Genomic DNA, 20,265 nt, shown 5'->3' on the forward strand with positions numbered 1-20,265 from the left:
ACCCCCGTTCGCCCTCCCAGCTAGAGGTTGCAGGGGCGCAGCGCGAACACGTTCGCGTCGAGCGCGAGCTCGTCTCCGAGCAGCACCACCTGCGGGTCGCCGAGCCTGTCGATCTCGTCGAGCACGTCGTCCCAGAGGCACGTCGTCGGCGACAGGTAGACCGGCACTCGCTGCGCACCGGCGACCGCCGAGCCGGCGAGCGCATCCGGGAACCGGACGCCCTGGGCGACGTAGATGCGGTCGACAGGGCCACCGAAGTTGTCCTGCGCGACGAGCACGCCCGTGTCGTACCGGTCCTCGCCTGCGTACCGGTCGGTCCGGAACCCTGCGGCCTCGAACGCGGCATCCTGCGTCGCCGCGACCGAGAACGCGTCGCCGGCGATGTGGACGTCGGTGACGCCCAGGTCGCGCAGCGTCTCGATGAGCGCCGCAGGAGGCGTCGCACCGTGCGTCAGCAGCATGGGCGCTCCCACCGAGCCTGCAGCCGCACCGGCCGTCAGAGCATCGGGGAAGTTGAAGCCCGTCGCCACGTAGGCCTCGGCAGCACCCTGGAAGGCGTACTCCGCGATGAGCCTCGACGTCTCGAAGCGGTCTGCGCCTCCGAGTCGCACGACCTCGCCGGACAGCCCGGCAGCCTGCTGCTCGACGTTCGCGCTCACCGAGTTCACGTCACCCACGATCACGATGCGCTCCGGCTCGAGGCGCTCGAGCTCCTCGATCACGACGGGCTCCAGGTACTCGCGACGCGTCACGAGCAGCGGTGCGTCCTGCTGCGCCGCGGCGGGAGCCGCCGACAGCGCATCCGGGAAGTTGACCGCGTTCGCGATGTAGACGACGTCGGCACCGAACGGGAACGCGTCGCGCGAGATCTCGACCGCGGTCGAGAAGCGCTCCGGTCCGCCGAGACGGATGACCGGCAGGTCCGCCTGCCGCAGCTGCAGCGTGTCGGATGCGGTGCGCGTCCCCTGCACGGCCGTGGCCGTGAGGGTCTGCGGCGCTGCCGCCGACGGCGGCACCGTGAACGTGCCCGTGATGAGTCGACCGTCCTCGCGGACGGCGACCGGCACGGAGCCGACCGTCGCGCCGCCGGGGGTGCGGAACGTCACCGTCACGAGACCCTGCGTCGGGTCCCATCCGTCGCCGTCGAGGGCGACGGAGTCGCCGGGCTCGACGGCGCTGGGTGCGACGATGAGCGACGCCGGGCCTGCGGGGATGGAGACGACCGAGACCGTGTCGGTCTCGACGTCGTCACCCTGCGTGGCCACGAACTCGAGCGTGCCGAGCGCGGCGCCCTGCGGCACCGTGAACTGCGACGTGAACGCGCCGCCGACCGAGATGGCCGGGAAGGTCGCGAGCAGCGAGTCGGCCGCGTCGGTCGCCGTGATGGTCACGGCCCCGTCGCTCCAGCCGGTGCCCGTGAGGGTCACGACCTGGCCGCGCTGCGCGAAGCCGGGCGTGGCCGAGAGCGTCTCGACGAGGTCGACCTCGAGGTCGGTCTCGCCCTCGTCGCCGCAGTCGCCGGTCGCGACCGCGGAGATGAGGAGCGAGTCGACCGCGATGTCCGCCGGCACCGTGTAGACGGTGCTCCACTGGCCGTCGACGACCGTGAGGTCGGCGATGGTCGCGAGCACCGAGTCGCCGGCGCTGATCGTGACCGTGACGGGGCCGCAGAGGAACCCGTCGCCGGAGATCGTCACCTGCTGACCCGGAGCGGCGGGGTCGGGCTCGACGACGACCGTCGGGTCGGCGACGAGCTCGACGGCGTCCGTCGCCTCGTCGTCGCCCTGCACGGCCGTCACGGTGAGCGCACCGGGCTCGGTGCCCTCGGGCACCGTGGCCGATCCGGTGATGACGCCCTCGGGGCTCGGCGTGAGGCTCAGCGGGGTGCCGACGGTGGCGCCGTCGGCGTCCGTCACGGTCACCGTGACGACGGATGCGGGATCCCATCCCGTGCCGCCGACGGTGATCGCGTCGCCCGCGTGGAGCTGCTCGGGCGTCGCGGAGACCGTCGGCGCGAGGGTGACCTCGAGCTCGTCGGTCGCCTCGTCGCCACCCTGCGTGGCCGTGGCCGTGAGGGTGCCGGGCTCGACGTCCGCCGGCACCGTGAAGGTGCCGGTGATGACGCCGTCGACCGGGTCGAGCGTCAGCTCGTCGCCGACCTGCTCGCCCTCCGCGTCGGTGAAGGTCACCGTCACGGGCGTGCCGTCCGTCCAGCCGGCTCCGCCGACCGTCACGACGTCGCCGGGGCGAGCCGTGTCGGGCTGCACGGTGACCGAGGGCTCCTCGGCGATCACGAGCGTGTCCGCGGCCTCGTCGTCGCCCTGCACGGCGGTCGCGGTCACGATGCCGGCCTCCGTGCCCTCGGGGACGGTGAAGTCGCCGGCGATCGTGCCGTCGGCAGCGGGCGTCAGCACGACCGGCTCGCCGATCGGCGTGCCGTCCGCGTCCTCGAAGGTGACGGTGACGTCGCCGCCGCTCGGCAGCCATCCGCCGCCGCCGATCGTGACGTCGTCGCCTGCACGGACGGTGCCGGGCTCGATCGACACCGATGCGGGGTCGAAGACCTCGACGACGTCGGTCGTCTCGTCGTCGCCCTGCGTCGCGGTGCCCGTGAGCTCGCCGGCGGGCGTGCCCGCCGGGACCTCGAAGACGCCGTCGATCGTGCCGTCGTCGCCGGGGACGATCTCGACGGGCTCGCCGACCGGGTTGCCCTCGGCGTCCTCGAACACGACCGTCACGGGGCCGCCGTCGGCGTCCCATCCGTCGCCCTCGATGGCGATCTCGTCGCCGCCGCGGACCTCGCCGGGCGTGAAGGCGATCGTCTCGGGCTGGTCGACCTCGACGTCCGTCTCGCCCTCGTCGCCGCACTCGCCCGTGGCGACCGCGGTGATGGTGAGCGACGTCGCGTCGACGTCGGCCGGCACGGCGTAGGTCGTCGACCACGTGCCGTCCGCGGCGACCTCGATGCCCTCGATGGTCTCGAGGACGGTGGTGCCGTCGGCGATCGTCACGTCGACGGGGCCGCAGAGGAAGCCGGAGCCGGAGATCGTGATCGTGTCTCCCGGGTCGACCGGGTCGGGCTCGACCACGACGGTGGGCTCGACGAACACGGTCACGGTGTCGGTCGACGAGTCGTCGCCCTGCGCCGCGGTGCCCGTGAGCACGCCTGCCGCGGTGCCTGCCGGCACCGTGAAGCTGCCGTCGATGGATCCGTCGGCGTCGGGCGTGATGACGACGGGCTCGCCGACGACGGCGCCGGCCGCGTCGGTGAACGTCACGGTGACGTCGGAGCCTGCGGCCCAGCCGTCGCCCGCGATGGCGACCGCGTCGCCGCCGCGCACCCGGTCGGGCGTGAGGGCGAGCGACTCGGGCTGGTCGATCTCGACGTCGGTGTCGTCCTCGTCGCCGCACTCGCCCGTGGCGACCGCGGAGATCGTGAGGGAGTTGGCTGCGACGTCGGCGGGCACCGTGAAGGTGGTCGACCAGGTGCCGTCGGTGCCGACGGGGATGTCGGCGATCGTCTCGAGCACCGTGGCGCCGTCGCTGATCGTGACGGTCACGGGGCCGCAGAGGTAGCCGGAGCCGGAGATCGTGATGGTCTCGCCCGGGTCGGCGGGGTCGGGCTCGACGATGACGACGGGTGCCGCCACGACCGTGAGGGTCGCGTCCGTCGAGTCGTCGCCCTGCGTGGCCGTGCCGGTGAGGGCGCCGACCTCGGTGCCCGTGGGAACCGTGAAGGAGCCGGTGATCGAGCCGTCGGCACCGGGCGTGATGACGACCGGCTGGCCGACCTGCGTGCCCGTGTCGGCGTCGGTGAAGGTCACGGTGACGTCGCCGCCCTCCGCGTCCCAGCCCGTGCCCGAGAGCGCGACCGTCTCGCCTGCGCGAGCCTGGTCGGGGTCGATCACGAGGGTGCCGGTGGCCGCTGCGTCGACGTTCAGCACCGAGGCCGAGCCGAGCGTGACGGATGCGAGCGGCGAGCCGACGAGCGCGGGCAGCAGCACGACTTCGAGGGCGTGCACGGTGAAGCCGTCCTCGCCGAGCTCGCTCGCCTCTGCCGGGGTGGCGGCGGTGGGCTGCGCGTTGACGGTGAGCGTCGCGACCTCGTCGAGCACGTCGAAGACGCCGCCCAGCGAGCCCACGAGGACGCCGGCTGCCGTGCCGAGGTCGCTCACGGCGTCGGTGACGCCGCCCGTCGCATCCAGGACCAGATCGTCGACGAGGCCGCCGACGGCACCGAGCACGGGGCCCGTGACCGCCGCGAGGATGGCGTTCGTCACCGTCTCGACGGGGGTGAGGGGCAGGTTGAGCAGGGTGGTGTTCGTCACCGTGACGTCGCCGACGCCGTCGAGGAACCCGCCGAGGGTGCCCACGACGTTGACCTGCGCGGTCGCGGCCGAGGCGCCGAGCAGCGTGAGGCGCACGGGGATGGCGAGCGTGATCTCCGAGTCGTCGATCGCCGTCTCGAGCGCGGTGGACAGGTTGCCCGTGATGCCGCCGAGGAGCGTCGTGACGGCGGTCGTGACGCGCGTGAGGAGCTCGGCGTCGAGCACGGGGGTGTTCGGGTCGAGGTCGTCGAGGCCGCCGGCGAGCGTCTCGAGGTCGAGGGACACCGTGCCCTGCGTGAGGTTGATCGTCACGCCGTCGGCGCTGACGAGCTCGACGTCGTCCGTCGCCGGCACGTCGTCGATGAGGTCGTCGACGACCTCGCTGAGGTCGGCGAGCTCGACGGTGGCGGTGCCGCCGGTGGCGTCGAGCCCGAGGAGCCCGATGCCGAGGAGGCTCACGTCGATGTCGAGGAGGTCGACGACCTGCTCGATCGTGCCGCCTGCGCCGCCGAGGCCCTCCACGGCGGCGTTCAGCTCGGTCGTGACGGTCTCGAGGTCGGCGGTGAGGGCGGTCGAGAGCCCGGCGACCGCCGGGCTGTCGAACTCGAGCGTGAGGCCGGCGAGCGCGTAGTCGTCGACGACGACGGTGCCGTCGGTCTCCGCTCGAGCGGCGAAGGCGCCGACCTCGAGCCGCAGCTCCTCGACGATCTCGTCGGTGATGCTGCCGACGCCGAGCCGGTCGAGCGCCTGCGTGAGGTTCACGGTCGCCGCGGGCGGGGTGCCGGGTGCCTGCGCCTCGTCGACGGCGATCGCGCCGTCGGCGGCGAGCACGCCGCTCGCCGCGACGGAGGAGCCCGCCGTCGTGGCCGCGTAGCTGCTGAGGGTGCCCGCCTGGCCGAGGGAGACGAGGCCGTCCTGGGTGCCGTCGTCGATGAGCGGCAGCTCGAGTCCGGGGGCGACGCCGACGGATGCGCCGAGCAGCTCGGAGTCGACCGTGAGCGGGTTCGCGACGGGGTTCGCCGCCTCGCTCGTCCCCGTGTACGCGGAGGCTGCGTCGAGCAGCCCCGCCTCGATGAGGTTCGAGCCGAGGACGCGTGCGAGCGCCTGCTCCGGATCGTCGGGTGCGGCTGTCGCCGGAGCGACTCCGAATCCGGCGATCGCGATGGTCGCCGCAGCGACCCCCGCGATCGGCTTCCATGCTGCTGTGCGTCGCATCAGGGCCCCCTATGGATGACGGGTGAGGTGTCCTCAGCCGAACCGTACCCCGATGCAGGTGCTGTGGATAGAGGCCCACCCGTCAGCCATCGGGTGTACGCTTCGCCGCTTCATGCGTCCCAACCGTCCGCATCCGGATCGACGCCCGCATCCGCCGCGACCGCACGACGAAGCCCCGGAGCGCAGGGCTCCGGGGCTTCGTGGTCGTGCGGGGTGGGGCTACGCGGTCTCGGCCGTGATGCCCGAGGTCGACGCGATGACGTCGCGCATCTTGCGCTCGAACGCCTCGAAGAACATCGACAGCGGGAACTCGTCGTCCATCACGAGGTCGGTGAGCTCGCGCGGCGCGCCCGTGAGCGGCAGCGCGCCCGCCTTCCACGCCGACGCGGGATGCGGCTCGACCGTCGAGGACACGAGGTCGTAGGCGGCGAGCCAGTGCGCGACCTTCGGGCGGTCGATCGAGCGCCAGTACAGGTGCTCGATCGCGGCGCCGAGCTCGTTCACCATGTCGGGCACCGCATCCCACTCGAAGGCGAGCTGCGTGTCGGTCCAGTGCAGCACGCGGCGCTGGTGCAGCCACGCGAAGAGCAGCTGCCCGCCGAGGCCGTCGTAGTTGCGCACGCGCGAGCCCGTGATCGAGAAGCGGAAGATGCGGTCGAAGATCACCGCGAACTGCACGAGGCGCGCGCGCTGCATGAGCAGCTCGTCGGCCTCGCTGCGCTCCTCCTGCGCCCGCAGGCGACGCTCGATGGCGACCGACTCGCGGAAGGCGGTGAGGTCGCAGCGCAGCTCCTCGAGCGAGTACAGGAAGAACGGCATGCGCTGCTTGATCATGAACGGGTCGAACGGCAGGTCGCCGCGCATGTGCGTGCGGTCGTGGATGAGATCCCACATCACGAAGACCTCCTCCGTGAGCCGCTGGTCGTCGAGCATCGCGGCGACGTCGGCGGGGAGGTCGAGCCTCGTGACGTCGACGGCTGCCCGCACGACGCGCCGGAAGCGCGCGGCCTCGCGATCCTGGAAGATCGCGCCCCACGTGAAGGTGGGGATCTCGCGCATCGCGACCGTCTCGGGGAAGAGCACGGCGGAGTTCGTGTCGTAGCCGGCCGTGAAGTCGAGGAAGCGCAGCGGCACGAAGAGCGCGTTCGAGTAGTCGGTCGCCTCGAGGTCGGCGATGAACTCGGGCCAGATGACCTCCACGAGCACCGCCTCCACGAGGCGGTTCGACGAGCCGTTCTGCGTGTACATCGGGAAGACGACGAGATGCTGCAGGCCGTCGACGCGGTGCTGCTGCGGCTGGAAGCGCATGAGCGAGTCGAAGTGATCCGGCACGTCGAAGCCGCGCTCCGCCCAGCGCTCGAAGTCGACGGCCGACTGCTCGAGGTAGTCGGCGTCGTGCGGGAAGAGCGGAGCGAGCTCGCGCATGCCCGACACGAGCTCGGCGACCTGGCCGCGCGCGGCATCGTGGTGCACCGCATCCTCGATCGCACCCGACTTCGACTGCAGGGGCTGCAGGGCGGTGGCGGCAGCCTTGAGGCGCAGCCACGCGGGGTGCTGGACGAGCTCGGTCGTGCTGAGGGGCGCGGCGATGGTCACGTCAGAGGGCCTTCCTGGCGTCGGATCGGGGATGCTTCCAGCGTAGGAAGGGTGGCCCGCACAAGCATTGCGCGCGGAGGCGGCTTTCCTGCACGTTCCGTGCGTCGCAGAGATGGCGAGCGCGGCGCGCAGGTTCGTTGCGTGCGTGCATCGGCGGCGCGTCCGGGCTGGCCCCAGGCGCCGCGGCTAGCGTCGAGGCACACCCGCCCCTCGAGCGACCGGAGCACCGTGCAGACCGATCCCGCCCTCGCCTCTCGACCCGAGACCTTCGAGCTCGTGCGCGGCGGCCCCGTGGCCCGCATCTTCCGCATGATCGCCGTCGCCGACCTCGTGCTGGGCGTCGGCATCGGCGCCTTCCTCCTGCTCGCGAGCGACGCCGACGCGCTCACGGGGTGGCTGCTCATCGTCGCCGGCCCCCTCGCGTGCGCGACGATGCTGTGGCTCGCGTCGCGGCAGGCGACGTGGCGGATGCGCGACGGTCGCCCGCTCGCCGTGCGCGCCGTCGGCATCCCCGAGTCGTCGGCCGAGGAGGCCTACGCGCGCCTCGCCTCCGGCGATGCGTCGGCGTTCTCCGAGCTCGATACCGTGCCCCTCAAGGGCGCGACGACGCATCTGCGCGGCTACTCGCCGCTCGGCGACGACGTGACGTATGCCGTCGTCGTGCGCGGTGGCGCGAATCGCGACGCGTCGCCGATCGTCGAGCTGCGCGGCGAGCAGCACGACGCCTTCCAGCGCGCGGTCGCCGCCGGGTTCGCGTCGCCGCGCGCCTGACGCGCGCGCACGCGCAGGCGCCCATCCGCCCGTCCGCCCGTCGAGGCCCGACGAGCCGACGCGCGCGCACGCACAGGCGCCCATCCGCCCGTCGAGCCTCGACGAGCGGATGGGCGCCGATGCGCGCTGCGGTCAGCCCTGCTGCAGCGCCCGCTGGCGTCGCACGATCATCGCCGCGGCGCCCGCCGCGAGCAGCAGCATCGCCGCGACGAGCGAGCCGGTGACGTCGGCACCCGTGACGGGCAGCGAGCCGCCCGCACCACCCGCCGCGCCACCACCGGTGGCAGGCGGGGCCGAGGGCGGCGTCGTGGGCGGCGTCGCAGCGGCGAGCACCGTGAACGTCCGCCCCTCCGCCGGAGCCGAGCGGTCGGCGCCGTCGCCCGTGAACTGGGTCGCCGTCACGATGTAGTCGCGTGCTGCGAGCTCGGCCGAGACCGCCCAGGTGCCGTCCTCGCCGACCGTCGCGGTCAGGACGGTGCCGAAGCCCGCACCCTCCGCCTCGGTGGGCGGCTGCGCCTGCACGACCGACACCTCGACCGTCGCGCCCACGACGCCCGTGCCCGTGAACGTCACCGTCGAGCCGTCGGCCACGGGGGCGTCGAGCGTCGGCGGCGCGAGCGGCGTCACCACGGGAGCGACCTCGAAGAAGATCGTGCGACCGATCTCGTTCGCGACGCGCTCGCCGTCGGCGTCCTCCTGCTGCGTGAAGGTGTTGGCGAACAGCTGCTCGGCGGGCAGCTCGTCGAAGATGGCGGTCACCTCGAAGGTGCCGTCCTCATCCACCACCGCGGTGCCGGCCTGCGCGAGGCCGCCGCGACCGTCGAAGTACTCGACGACGATCGTGTTGCCCGGCTCGCCCGTGCCCACGTACGAGACGCCCGCGCGCGGGTCGGCGATCGTGTCGCCGTCCTCCGGCGACGTCAGCGTGAACTCGATCTCCACGGCGGGAGCCTCGGGCAGCACGATGTCGACGAAGCGGGCACCGGGCCGCTCGACGCCTGCCGGCGACGTAGCAGCCGCGACGACGCGGATCTCGGTCTCGCCGAAGCTCGCCATCGAGAAGTCGGTCGTCGGCACCGTCCAGGTGCCGTCGGCCTCGACGGTCGTCTCGCCCGCGAGGTACGAGCCGAGCTGCTGCCCGCTGTAGCGCAGCGTGACGGTGTCGCCCGGTGCGCCCGTGCCCGTGAACTCCGGCGACGTGGTCTCGACCGTGTCGCCGCTCTCAGGGCTGATGACCGTGAACGGCGCGGCCTCGACCGGTGCGACGGTGAAATTGATCGTGCGTCCGATCTCTCCCGAGACGGGCTGGCCGTCGGGATCCGTCTGCTGCGTGAACGTGTTGGCGAACGTCTGCCCCGGAGGCAGCTCGCGGAAGGTCGCGAAGACGTCGAAGCGACCGTCCTGGCTCACCTCGCCGATGCCTGCGGTCGCGAGGCCGCCGCGACCGTCGAAGTAGCGCACCGTGATGGTGTTGCCCGCGTCGCCCGTGCCCACGAAGTGCACGATGTTGAGGAGGTCGTTCCTCGTCTCGCCCTCGAGCGGCGACTCGAGCGTGAACGCCGTCGCCGCCGGCACGGGCGCCGTCGGGAAGACGATCGTCACGAAGAAGGTGTCCGTCTCGACGCCGGCCGGCGTCGTCTCGACGGCACGCACGCGCGTCTCCGTCTCGCCGGGGTTCGCGGAGGCGAAGCTCGTCGCGGTCGACCAGGTGCCGGCGTCGTCGACCGTGGCCGTGCCCGCCACGTAGCCGCCGAGCTGCTGCCCGCTGTACGAGAGGGTCACGGTGTTGCCCGTCGTGCCGACGCCCGAGAACGTCGGCGTCGTCGAGTCGACGGTCGAGCCGTTCGCCGGGCTGAGCACGGCGAAGGGCTGCTCGACGGCGAAGGCCGCGGGCGCACCCACGAGGACGGCCGCCGCGGCGAGCGCGAACGACACCCCCGCCGCTGCGAGTCGTGTGCGCAGGGAGAGGCGGCGACGCCCATCCCCTCTGGTCGTGGCATGGGTCATCGTCGACGCTCCCGGGGGTCTCGTGGCGACGCCGAACGCGGTGGTTCCGCGGATCGCGCGCACGTCACGGGGAGTGATTCGGTGCGAGGCCCGATCTGGACCGTGCCGATGCGGCCAATGATTCGGCCGCTTCGTTGTACGAGCGGCTCCTGGCGGGTCGTCGTGCGTTCTGATCCCTAGAAGATCATCGGGCGGTCGTCGTCGAGCTCGGTCTCGACGTCGATGTCGACCACCACGGGCACGTGATCGCTCGGCGCGTCGCCTGCGCGCTCGCCCGAGTCGATGCGCGCCGCCGTGACGAGCTCGGCGAACGACGGCGTGCCCAGCACGAAGTCGATGCGCATGCCCTCGCCCTTCTGCCAGCGGCCCGCCTTGTAGTCCCAGTACGTGTAGCCGGCGGCGCGGTCGCGCACCACGTCGGTGAGCCCCGCCTGCTCGAACGCGCGGAACGCGGCGCGCTCGGGCTCGCTCACGTGCGTCGAGCCCTCGAACGCCGCGATGTCCCACACGTCGTGGTCGAAGGGGGCGATGTTGAAGTCGCCCATGAGCGCGAGCCGCTCGTGGCGCCACTCCCTCGCGTGCGCCGCGAGGATGCGCAGCCACTCGAGCTTGTAGACGAGGTGGGGATGCTCGAGGTCGCGGCCGTTGGGCACGTAGAGGCTCCAGAGCCGCACGCCCTCGACCGTCGCAGCCATCGCGCGCGCCTCGACCACGGGCTCGCCCGTGTTGGCGTAGCCGGGCTGGTCGTCGAACTGCCGCACGACGTCGAGCATCGGCAGGCGCGAGGCGATCGCGACGCCGTTCCACTGGTTCGTGCCGTGCGCCTCGACGTGATACCCGGCCGCCTCGAACTGCTCGTAGGGGAACTGGTCGACGCGGCACTTGATCTCCTGCATCGCGAGCACGTCGACGTCGGCGCGCTCGAGCCAGTCGACGATGCGACCCACTCGGGTGCGGACGGAGTTCACGTTCCAGGTCGCGACGCGCATGGGAGCCAGCCTATTTCGTGGCACCGACGCGGCTGCGCCGCGCGGTCCGCCGCATCCGCCCCTCCATCCGTCCGAGCCTCTCGGCCCTCTCCGACGTCAGGAATGGCCGAGACCCTCGGATCATCGGGATGCGACACCGAGGGATTGCAGGTCTTCGGCCGCTCTTCACCGCACGACCGGCCGAGAACCTCCCAAGCCCCCGTCGGTGGCTGACGAAGGATGCGCGGCTCTCGGCCGCTCTCGACCTCACGAGCGGCCGAGAACCTCGTCAGGGCTGGGGACGCACGAGGCCCGCACCTCCGAGGAGGGGGTGCGGGCCTCGCGCTGCGGTGCGGGGTCAGCCCGCGTACGTCATCTCGTTGGGGGCGGCGCTCAGCGTGCCCGTCGCGAGAACCTCGCCGGAGTCGATGTCGATCGCGTGGATCTCGAGCGACGCCGGGTCGGTGACGTAGGCCGTGTGGCCCTCGACCACGAGGTACGGGTGAGCCTCCTGCCACTCGGCCGGGCCCTCCCACGCATCCATGACCGGGAACGACGACGCGAGCTCGCCCGTCTCGCCGTCGAAGCCGTGCAGCTGCCCATCGGTGCCGATGAGCCACAGGCCGCCGTGGTGGTCGCGCTCGACGCCCTGCCACGTGTACTCGACGCCCTCGGGGAGGTCGAGGATCTCCCACGTGCCCGCAGCCGTGTCGACCATGCCGATGCGGTGCAGCAGCGAGCCCTCCGCGTCGGGGTCGTCGCGGTAGTCGGTGAACGCGATCGACGAGTCGTGCGTCGTGTACAGGTTGCCGACGCGGCCGAACTCGTCGGGGCTGTCGAGCTTCGTGAACTCGCCGTCGGCGTACAGCAGCACGCCGTCCTGGCATCCGATGATCACGTGCTCGTCTGCGGCGACGCCCTCGCCGTGCACCGACGGGCACTCCTCGTTGCGAGCGGTCTCGCTGCCCTCGGCGTCGAGGATGCGCACGCCCGTGCGGGACTCCTCGGTGCCGAGCGTCGACACGATCGTGCCGTCGGTGAGCTCGACGGCGACGCCGTGGTGAGCCGCCTCCGACTCGTACGCGTCGACGTCCTCCGGCAGCGCATCCGAGTCGGTGAGCGCGTCGGTGTCGAACGACCAGAAGTCGCCCGTCGCGTCGTCGAAGAGCACCGTGCGGCCCTCGTGCAGCACGACGTGTCCGGCGGCGTCGCCCTCGAACACGGCGCCGGTGAGCGCCGGGTCGTCGCCGGTCGACGCGCCCGTCGCGAGCACCTCGAAGCCGTTCGACGACGTGACGAACGCGTGCTCGCCGTCGCCAGCCGGGTTGATGCGCAGGAAGCCGTCGAGCGACACCTCGTCGCCCACGGGCTCGAGCGTCTCGGCGTCGAGCACGAGCACGCCGCCGTCGACGGTGAGGGCGAGGCGACCCGCCTCGTCGTGGCCGTGCTCCTCCTCGGCGGCGGGCGAGGTGCTGGGCTCGGCGTCGGCCGTCGAGCAGGCGGCGAGCGCGAACGCCGCCGCGGCGCCGACGGCGATCGCGCTCGTCGCGCGTCGTCGCAGGCGGTGCTGGGGGATGGTCATGGGATTCCTTCCATGGATGGGGATGCGGTGGTGCCGCGGGGACTGGTCGGGGGTCATGCGCCGAGCGCTGCGACGATGCGGTCGGCGTTCGCCGTCATGAGCTCGAGGTAGGTGGCGGCGCCGCCACCCGGCTGGGTGAGCGACTCGGTGAAGAGCGACTCGACGCGCACGTCGACGCCCGCCTCCTCCGCGAGCACCTGGATGAGGCGGTCGGGCTGCGACGACTCGGCGAAGAGCACGGGCACGCCCGCCTCCTCGATGGCCGACGCGAGGTCGTCGAGGTCGGAGGCGCTCGGCGCCGCGAGCGTCGAGCCGCCGGGGATGACGGCGCCGACGATGCGGAAGTCGTAGCGCTCGGCGAGGTACCCGAACACGTGGTGGTTGGTCACGAGCACGCGGCGCTCGGGGCCGAGGGCGTCGAACCGCTCGGCGAGGTCGGCGTCGAGCGACTCGAGCTCGCCTCGGTACGCGTCCGCCGCCGTGGCGAGCGCGTCGGGGTCGACCCCGTCGACGTGCTCGACGAGCGCCGCCTCCAGGGCGTCGACGACGGCGAGCATCTGCGTCGGGTCGGTCCACCAGTGCGGGTCGGGGCCCGACGCATCCTCCGTCGCGTACTCGAGCACCTCCACCGCGTCGCCCGCGAGCGCCACCGGCACCCCGGCATCCGCCGCGGCCTCGACGTGCTGCACGAGCCCCTCCTCGAGGCCGAGTCCGTTGGCGACGACCAGGTCGGCGCGCTCCATCGACGCCGCCTGCTGCGCCGAGATCTCGAACGAGTGCGGGTCGGCGTCGGGCTGCATGAGCGTGGCGACCTCGACCTGGTCGCCGACGAGGGTCTCGACGACGTCGCCGAGGATGTTCGTCGTCACGACGACGCGCGGCCCCTCGGATGCGGGCGCGCACGCCACGAGGGCGGCGGTGGCGAGGGCGGCGCTCGCGATCGCCGCTGCAAGGCGCCTCATCGTCCGACCTCCGCGACCCACGTCGCCGGCAGGGCGAGCGTGCGCGCGATGCGGGCGCCGTCGGCGTAGTCGATCTCGAGCACCGAGCCGTCGGCGGAGACGGGGACGTACGCCCGCGACGCGTCGAGCTCGATGGTGGGCGTCTCGCCTGCGCCGAGCGTTGCGGCGAGCACGGGCTCGGTGGCGCCGAGCTCGGTGCCTGCGGCGTCGAGCGCGAGCACGCGACCGTCGGTCGCGACGGCGACGACGTGCTCGTCGGCGTCGTCGACCGCCGAGACCGCCGCGAGGGGCGTCGTCGTGGGCACGAGCGTCCACGTGCGCTCGCGGGTGTCGAGCAGCCAGAATCCCGCATCGCCGGCGACCGCCGCCACCGAGGGGCGGCCAGGGCGGCCGTCGAACGACGTCGCGATCGTGGCGGCGTCGGTGCCCGTGGGATAGGGGATGGCCTCGAGCGGCGCCTCGGCGTCGGTCGCGAGCACGGCGCCCTCCGCGCAGGCGACGGCGACGCCGACGCGCGTCGTCACCGCATCCGTCGGCGCCGTGCATGCGGTGGGCTCGCCGAGGGCCTCGCCTGCGTGGTCGACGAGGCGCACGCCCTCGTCGTCGGCGACGACGATCGCGTCGCCGAGCGGGATGGCGGCCACGGCATCCGCGTCGAAGCGGCCGAGCTCGGTCGTCTCGCCCTGACCGAGGTCGCCGCGGTCGAGCGCGACGACCTCGCCTGCGCCCTCGGCGAGGACGACCGTGACCGTCTCGGTCGACGCGATGCGCACGGGGCCCGCCACGTCGAGCGTCGCCGCGACGTGCGGCTCGGCGCGGTAGTAGTGGCTGTGGTCGCCGTGCTCGACCGTCCAGGTGCCGGAGTCGACGATCGCGACGCCGTCGGCGGTGGATGCCGCGACGAAGCGACCGTCGGAGGCGACGTCGTCGACGGGGCCGAGCTCGGCGACCTCGCTGGGCGCCTCGCCCTCGGCGGCGAGCAGGTCGAGCAGCGTCACGGCGCCCGACGCGTCGACGCCGACGAGCCCGAGCTGCGGCTCCTCGTGCTCGCTCGCACCCTCGACGAAGCCGTGGGGCGTCGCCTCGGCGTCGTCGGGCGGGTCGCCGGCGGCCTGGCCGCTCGCGCATCCGGCGATGGCGAGCAGCGCGGGCAGCGCCAGCAGGGCGGGGGTGCGGCGGATCATGCGGTCCTCTCGGAGGGGTCGGGGATGCGCGCGGCGGCCGCGGGCTCGTGCGCGAGGTCGGGGGTGGAGGCCGGGACGGCGGTGGTCGCCGCCTCGGTGGGCGTGGTGGGGGTGGTCTCGGCGCGGTCGTCGGCGGTCGCGGCACGGGTGCCGACGACGCCGCGCAGCACGGCGGAGAGCGCGACGGCCGCGACGGCCGCGACCGCGATCGAGGCGCCCGCCGCGGTGGCGAGGTGCCACGAGGCGAGGAGTCCGGCGACGACGGCCGTCGAGCCGATCGCTGCGGCGCCCGCCATGACGGCGGGCACGCTCCGCGCCCAGAGCGCTGCCGCCGCGGGCGGCGCCACGAGGAGGGCGACGACGAGCAGCGTGCCGACCGCCTGGTAGGACGCGACGACGGCGACGATCACGAGCGCGGCGAGCCCGACGCGCGCGAGGCGGGGACGCATCCCGAGCGTCGCCGCCACGCGCTCGTCGAACGCGAGCGCCGTGAGCGGGCGATGCAGCAGCGCGGCGGCGCTCGCGGTGGCGACGAGGCCGACGCCGAGGGCGACGAGCTCGGGCGTGCGGATGGCGAGCACGTCGCCGAAGAGCATGGCGGTGACGTCGGTGGCGAACGAGCCGGAGTGGCTCACGATGATGATGCCCGTCGCGAGCATCCCGACGAACGCGATGCCGATGGCGGTGTCGTGCTGCAGGCGCGAGCGGCGGGTGAGCCAGCCGATCCCGAGCCCCATGATGGCGGCGCTCACCGCGGCGCCGGCGATGGGGGATGCGCCCACGAGCGTCGCGATCGCGACGCCGGGCAGCATCCCGTGGCCGAGCGCCTCGCCGAGGAAGGCCATGCCGCGGCTCACGACCCATGCGCCCGCGATGGCGCAGATCGTCGCGGCCAGCACGCCGCCGAGCAGCGCGCGAGCGAAGAAGGCCGTCTCGAACGGCTCCAGGATCCAGGGCACGCATCCACCGTAAATGATAACGGTTATCGAAGTACAATCGAGGGATGCCCACGCTCGTGCTCGACCGCATCGTCGCCCACCGCGACGGTCACCCCGCCCTCGTCGACGTGTCCCTCACGCTGCCCGCCGCGCGCGTCACGGCGCTCGTCGGCGACAACGGCTCGGGCAAGTCGACGATGCTCGAGGTGCTCGCCGGCGTGCTCGCGCACGACGGCGCGATCGACGGGCTGCCCGAGCGGCGAGCCCTCGTCGTGCAGCGCACCGACCTCGCAGAGCGGCTGCCGATGACGGCGCGCGCCGCCGTCGCCATGGGGCTGTGGCGCGAGCGCGGACCGCTGCGACGCCTCACGCGCGACGACCGCGCACGCGTCGACGCCGCGCTCGACGTCGTCGGCATGCGGGCGCTCGCCAGCAGGCAGCTCGCCGCGCTCTCCGGCGGGCAGCGGCAGCGCGTGCTCGTCGCCCAGGGGCTCGTGCAGGACGCCCCGCTCACCCTGCTCGACGAGCCCACCGCCTCCGCGGACGCCGCCTCCCGCGACCGCATCGACGCCGCCATGCGCGCCCTCGCCGAGCGCGGCTCGACCGTGATCGTCGCGACGCACGACCGGGCATCCCTCGCCCGCGCCGACCACGCGGTGCTGCTCGAGCGCGGCCGCGTCGTCGCCGAGGGCGTGCCCGAGGAGGTCGCGGCCGAGCAGGTGCGCCGCGCCGCGGCGGCGCTCGCGCTGCCGTGAGGCGTGGGGGATGCGGTGCTTGGGCGGGTGCGTCGCGCTCGCGCCGCGCTCGCGCCGCGCTCGCGTCGCGCTCGCGCCGAGGTGATGCGTCAGGAGATGTGCCGCTGCGCGGCGCTGCATGCCCGCACGGCCACTGGCGTGTCACCGCGGCGCACATCTCGCCACGACGAGCGGCGCCGGGGTGCGCATGCGCGGCCGCGGCGCGCCGATCGGGCAGGATGAGCGCATGGCGCTGCCGCTCCGCGAGCTCTACCTCGACGCCCTCGAGCTGTTCACCGCCGAGGCGCTCGCGGCCTCGGACTCGCTCGGGCTGCCGTCGGCATGCGAGGGGTGGACGATCGCCGACGTCGTGCTGCACGTCGTCACCATCCAGCGGGGCAACGTGATCGCGCCGCTCACGGGCGAGGCCGAGCCCTCCGGGCCGACGTCGGGTCGCGCCGACCTGCCCTACGTGCGCGCGATCGGCGCCTGGGAGCGCACCGCTCGCGAGGCGATGACCGCGGTCGACGCGTGCGACGACGCCCGCCTGCCGCTGCTCTACTCGCCGACGATCGACCTGCTCATGCATGCGTGGGACATCCGCTGGGGCATCGCCCGCATCGGACTCGCCGACCGCCTCGACCTGCCGGAGCCGCTGCTCGCGTTCGCGGAGGGGCTGCCTGCTCGCGTCGTCGAGGAGCACGTGCGCACGCCCGTCGTCTTCGCGCACGCGCAGCCCGCGCCCGAGGGCGCGTCGCGCACGGAGGCCATCATGGCCTGGGCGGGCCGCCCCGTCTGACTCGCGTCGCGCCGTCAGGCGGGCGGCGGTGCCTCGCGCGCTGGGTAGCCTGGAGCCGTGACCGCGCGCGACGACCTCATCCAGCTCATCCGCGACGAGGCCGTCTTCCACGGCGACTTCGTGCTGACGTCCGGCAAGCGGGCGTCGTACTACGTCGACATGCGCAAGCTGTCGCTCAACCACCGCGGTGCGCCGCTCATCGGCGACGTGCTGCTCGATCTCATCGCCGACATCCCGGATGTCGTCGCCGTCGGCGGGCTCACGATGGGCGCCGACCCGCTGGCGAACGCCGTGCTGCACCGCGGGCTCGCGCGCGGGCTCGCGATCGACGCGTTCGTCGTGCGCAAGGAGCCGAAGGACCACGGCCGCGGCCGGCAGGTCGAGGGTCCCGACCTCGCGGGCAAGCGCGTCGTCGTGCTCGAGGACACGTCGACGACGGGTGGCAGCCCCATCCGCGCGATCGAGGCGCTGCGGAAGGTGGGCGCCGAGGTCGTCGCCGTCGCCGTGATCGTCGACCGTGCGACGGGCGCCCAGGCCGCCATCGAGGCGACGGGCGTCGAGTATCGCGCCGCCATCCACCTCGACGACCTGGGCCTCGAGCCCTCCTGACCCGACCTTCTGCGGTTCTCGGCCGTCTCTGACCTCACGAGGGGCCGAAGACCGCACATGGTTCGGCGGGCGGGACACGGCAGGGGAGGAGACGGATGGGCGGCGTGCTCATCGGGTTCGCGATCATCGCGTTCGTCATCCTCGTCGGCTGGGTGCTCGCGCGCACGCGCATCGTGTCGCAGGACGACCGGCTCGTGCTCAACAAGGTCGCGTTCTTCGGCGCGAGCCCCGCGCTGCTGTTCACGGTGCTCGCCGACTCCGACATCTCGGTGCTGTTCTCGGGCGTGCTGCTCGTGGCGCTCGCGTCGTTCGTCGCCGTCGCATCCGTGTACGCGATCGTCGCGCGCCTCGCGTTCACGAAGGACGTCGGCCGCATCGCGATCGGCGCCTCGACGTCGGGCTACTCCAACGTCAACAACATCGGCCTGCCCGTCGCGGTGTACGTCATCGGCGACGCGCAGTTCGTCGGACCGATGATCATGCTGCAGCTGCTCGTGCTCGCCCCGGTGCTGCTCGGCATCCTCGACGTCGTGCGGGCCGGCAAGGCGTCGTTCTGGGGCATCGTGACGCAGCCGCTGCGCAATCCCATCCTCATCGCATCCGTGCTGGGCGCCGTGGTCTCGGCGACGGGGCTCGCGATCCCGGATGAGGTGCTCGCGCCGCTCGAGATCCTGGGCGGCGCGGCGGTGCCGCTCATGCTGCTCGCGTTCGGCATCTCGCTCGGCGGCGACCGTCCGCTGCAGCGCGGATCCGGCCGCAAGGAGGTGCTGCTCGCGACGGCGCTGAAGTCGTTCGCGGCGCCGGCGATCGCCTTCGTGCTCGCGCGCTACGCGTTCGGGCTGTCGGACGACCTCGTCTATGCGTGCACGATCATGGGCGCGCTGCCGACGGCGCAGAACATGTACCAGTACGCGCTGCGCTACGAGACGGCGCAGGTCGTCGCACGCGACGTCGTGCTGCTCACGACGATCCTGTCGCTGCCCGTGATGCTGCTGATCGCCTGGCTGCTGCGGGCGTAGCGCGCTCCGGGCTTGCCCATCGTTGCCACCGTGGGCGCCAACGCTCGTCCTTCGCGAGGGCTCTCGAGAAGGCGACGCTCTCGACGTGCAATCGGTCGCCCGGCACGTTCTCGCCGCGCACCCCGGTCCTTCACCTCGTCTTCGAACCGCGAGGCGGCCCACGCCGTCGATCACCCTCGCCAGCTGAGGATGCCGCCGACGAGCTCAACCGCGATCGCCACGAGCGGGGCGATGCTGCCGCCCTCGGAGAGGCAGATGGCGGCTGCACGCGCCTCGGGTTCGACAGGAGCGCCTTCGGGGTCACCGGTGGTTGACGAAGTCGCCGCTTCGCAGGTTGGTCGACCTTCTCTCGTGGACACGATCGCTCGGGAAGCGCCGCGGCAGCGGTCGCTGGAGGCGAACGGAGGCGTACATGGGTGCCAAGGAAGCGATTCGCAGCATGATCGGGTTGGGACTCCTGGGGGTCATGGTCTCCGGGACAGCGATGCCGGCCTCCGCCACCTCCGGGGCTGACGAGGCGGTCTCCTCCATCGAGGCGGCCTCGGCGTCGATCGAGGGGATCTCGGGCGTGGCTCCTCTGGTCGGAGCGGTAGGCGGCATCGATGGCGGTGGCGAGGTCGCGGTGCCTGTCTCGAACGGTGAGGTCGTCATCGACACGAGCGACGGGGTGGTGACCCTGGACCAGGCCGACGCGGAGGTGACGGTCGGCATCGCCGACAGCACCTCGGAACCGTCGTCGTCGAGCGACGGATACGCCGTCTTCGCGACCGGCGACGACGCATCGACGGTCGTCCTCCCCCAGCGCGACGGAGGCGCGCAACTCATCGACGTGATCGACGGCGCGACGGCACCAACGTCCTTCGAGTACCAGCTCACGGTGCCGGAAGGTGCCTCGGTCGAGATCGAGCCGGTCGCCGGCGGCGTCATCGTGTCAGATGCTGCGGGCGCGTTCGTCGCCGGCGTCGCTCCGCCGTGGGCTGTCGATGCGGTCGGCAGCGAACTCGCAACCCATTTCGAGCTCGCTGGCTCGACCCTGACCCAGGTGGTTGCACACGTTGGTCCGGAGACTGTCTACCCGGTGGCTGCCGATCCCTCCTTGGGCACCAGCTTGTTCTCCTCTGTGCGCACGAACTTCCCGCAGGACACCGTGGTCTCACTTCGACTCAGCTCTTGGGGCGTCGCAGTATGGGCCCGAGGGGGAAGGACGACGCCACCCGTGCCGCTGGCGGTTCCGCAAGGCATCCTCCGTGGCCAGGTGATCATCAACCAGTACGGCTGGCCGGAGATGCTCTCACGCATCTTCTGGCGGATCCGTCCCGTGTTCGACACGACGAGCGTCAGACAGCAGTTCGAGTGTCACGCTCTGGGTTGGATCGCCGACTACCGTGGGTGGGAGTGGAACCTCGAACGCACCCGCGTCGCGATGAATCGTCACTGGGCCAACAATGTGGTCGACCACAGATGCGATTGGAACCGCGCGGATGGTGGCCTGCGATGAGACCGCGTGTGCTGCTTCGTTCTGCAGGCATCGCAGCCAGCCTGGCGTCGCTCGC

General features: G+C 72.8%; 14 protein-coding genes. 6 read left to right on the forward strand and 8 right to left on the reverse strand.

Features of this window, described 5'->3' with window-relative positions; translation table 11 throughout:
- Positions 1 to 20: 20 nt before the first annotated feature.
- Positions 21 to 5,543: a choice-of-anchor G family protein gene (locus tag ACFQPP_RS04075; protein ID WP_376915246.1), complete on the reverse strand. Its 5,523-nt coding sequence runs from the start codon at positions 5,541 to 5,543 to the stop codon at positions 21 to 23.
- Between the two features lie 219 nt (positions 5,544 to 5,762).
- Complete coding sequence (locus tag ACFQPP_RS04080; protein WP_376915247.1) at positions 5,763 to 7,139, reverse strand: DUF6421 family protein; 1,377 nt, start codon at positions 7,137 to 7,139, stop codon at positions 5,763 to 5,765.
- A 228-nt stretch (positions 7,140 to 7,367) separates the two neighbouring features.
- Here ACFQPP_RS04080 and ACFQPP_RS04085 point away from each other — a divergent pair, with 228 nt between their 5' ends.
- A complete protein-coding gene (locus ACFQPP_RS04085; protein WP_376915248.1) occupies positions 7,368 to 7,910 on the forward strand; it encodes a hypothetical protein in 543 nt (180 codons plus the stop codon).
- Between the two features lie 132 nt (positions 7,911 to 8,042).
- Here ACFQPP_RS04085 and ACFQPP_RS04090 read toward each other — a convergent pair whose 3' ends face one another.
- The 6 genes from ACFQPP_RS04090 to aztB all read right to left on the reverse strand — a co-directional run bounded on the left by ACFQPP_RS04090 (position 8,043) and on the right by aztB (position 15,572).
- Positions 8,043 to 9,845: an LPXTG cell wall anchor domain-containing protein gene (locus ACFQPP_RS04090; protein ID WP_376915249.1), complete on the reverse strand. Its 1,803-nt coding sequence runs from the start codon at positions 9,843 to 9,845 to the stop codon at positions 8,043 to 8,045.
- 248 nt (positions 9,846 to 10,093) lie between these two features.
- Positions 10,094 to 10,906, reverse strand: a complete 813-nt coding sequence (locus tag ACFQPP_RS04095) for an exodeoxyribonuclease III (RefSeq protein WP_376915250.1) — start codon at positions 10,904 to 10,906, stop codon at positions 10,094 to 10,096.
- A 337-nt stretch (positions 10,907 to 11,243) separates the two neighbouring features.
- A complete protein-coding gene (locus ACFQPP_RS04100; protein WP_376915252.1) occupies positions 11,244 to 12,467 on the reverse strand; it encodes a hypothetical protein in 1,224 nt (407 codons plus the stop codon).
- Positions 12,468 to 12,520: 53 nt separating this feature from the next.
- Positions 12,521 to 13,429 carry a zinc ABC transporter substrate-binding protein AztC gene (gene aztC, locus ACFQPP_RS04105; RefSeq protein ID WP_376915254.1) on the reverse strand — a complete coding sequence of 303 codons (909 nt, stop codon included), beginning with the start codon at positions 13,427 to 13,429 and terminating at the stop codon, positions 12,521 to 12,523.
- Positions 13,426 to 14,613 (reverse strand): ABC transporter, encoded by a 1,188-nt coding sequence (locus tag ACFQPP_RS04110; protein ID WP_376915255.1) that lies wholly within the window; start codon positions 14,611 to 14,613, stop codon positions 13,426 to 13,428. Before ACFQPP_RS04110 ends, aztC begins: the two co-directional genes overlap by 4 nt.
- On the reverse strand, positions 14,610 to 15,572 hold the full coding sequence (gene aztB, locus ACFQPP_RS04115; RefSeq protein ID WP_376915256.1) for a zinc ABC transporter permease AztB: 963 nt from the start codon (positions 15,570 to 15,572) through the stop codon (positions 14,610 to 14,612). The genes ACFQPP_RS04110 and aztB overlap by 4 nt, the downstream gene beginning before the upstream one ends.
- A 44-nt stretch (positions 15,573 to 15,616) precedes the next feature.
- Here aztB and ACFQPP_RS04120 point away from each other — a divergent pair, with 44 nt between their 5' ends.
- The 5 genes from ACFQPP_RS04120 (at position 15,617) to ACFQPP_RS04140 (ending at position 20,210) form a co-directional block, all read left to right on the forward strand.
- Positions 15,617 to 16,306, forward strand: a complete 690-nt coding sequence (locus ACFQPP_RS04120) for a metal ABC transporter ATP-binding protein (protein ID WP_376915258.1) — start codon at positions 15,617 to 15,619, stop codon at positions 16,304 to 16,306.
- Positions 16,307 to 16,532: 226 nt separating this feature from the next.
- The gene (locus ACFQPP_RS04125) at positions 16,533 to 17,084 is read left to right on the forward strand and encodes a hypothetical protein (RefSeq protein WP_376915259.1); all 552 of its coding nucleotides are present in this window, start codon (positions 16,533 to 16,535) and stop codon (positions 17,082 to 17,084) included.
- A 57-nt stretch (positions 17,085 to 17,141) separates the two neighbouring features.
- Positions 17,142 to 17,693 carry an orotate phosphoribosyltransferase gene (gene pyrE, locus ACFQPP_RS04130; protein ID WP_376915260.1) on the forward strand — a complete coding sequence of 184 codons (552 nt, stop codon included), beginning with the start codon at positions 17,142 to 17,144 and terminating at the stop codon, positions 17,691 to 17,693.
- Between the two features lie 95 nt (positions 17,694 to 17,788).
- Positions 17,789 to 18,712: an AEC family transporter gene (locus ACFQPP_RS04135; RefSeq protein WP_376915261.1), complete on the forward strand. Its 924-nt coding sequence runs from the start codon at positions 17,789 to 17,791 to the stop codon at positions 18,710 to 18,712.
- A gap of 412 nt (positions 18,713 to 19,124) precedes the next feature.
- Positions 19,125 to 20,210 (forward strand): hypothetical protein, encoded by a 1,086-nt coding sequence (locus tag ACFQPP_RS04140; RefSeq protein WP_376915262.1) that lies wholly within the window; start codon positions 19,125 to 19,127, stop codon positions 20,208 to 20,210.
- Positions 20,211 to 20,265: the final 55 nt, after the last annotated feature.

Origin of the sequence: Agrococcus sp. GCM10030265, from assembly GCF_042666675.1 — a bacterium.
GTDB lineage: Bacteria > Actinomycetota > Actinomycetes > Actinomycetales > Microbacteriaceae > Agrococcus.

Bases quoted from the DNA above. Each gene is read 5' to 3' on its own strand.
- ACFQPP_RS04075 (WP_376915246.1), bottom strand. From the start codon at position 5,543: ATGCGACGCACAGCAGCATGGAAGCCGATCGCGGGGGTCGCTGCGGCG.
- ACFQPP_RS04095 (WP_376915250.1), bottom strand. From the start codon at position 10,906: ATGCGCGTCGCGACCTGGAACGTGAACTCCGTCCGCACCCGAGTGGGT.
- ACFQPP_RS04100 (WP_376915252.1), bottom strand. From the start codon at position 12,467: ATGACCATCCCCCAGCACCGCCTGCGACGACGCGCGACGAGCGCGATC.
- aztC (WP_376915254.1), bottom strand. From the start codon at position 13,429: ATGAGGCGCCTTGCAGCGGCGATCGCGAGCGCCGCCCTCGCCACCGCC.
- ACFQPP_RS04110 (WP_376915255.1), bottom strand. From the start codon at position 14,613: ATGATCCGCCGCACCCCCGCCCTGCTGGCGCTGCCCGCGCTGCTCGCC.
- ACFQPP_RS04120 (WP_376915258.1), top strand. From the start codon at position 15,617: ATGCCCACGCTCGTGCTCGACCGCATCGTCGCCCACCGCGACGGTCAC.
- ACFQPP_RS04125 (WP_376915259.1), top strand. From the start codon at position 16,533: ATGGCGCTGCCGCTCCGCGAGCTCTACCTCGACGCCCTCGAGCTGTTC.
- ACFQPP_RS04135 (WP_376915261.1), top strand. From the start codon at position 17,789: ATGGGCGGCGTGCTCATCGGGTTCGCGATCATCGCGTTCGTCATCCTC.
- ACFQPP_RS04140 (WP_376915262.1), top strand. From the start codon at position 19,125: ATGGGTGCCAAGGAAGCGATTCGCAGCATGATCGGGTTGGGACTCCTG.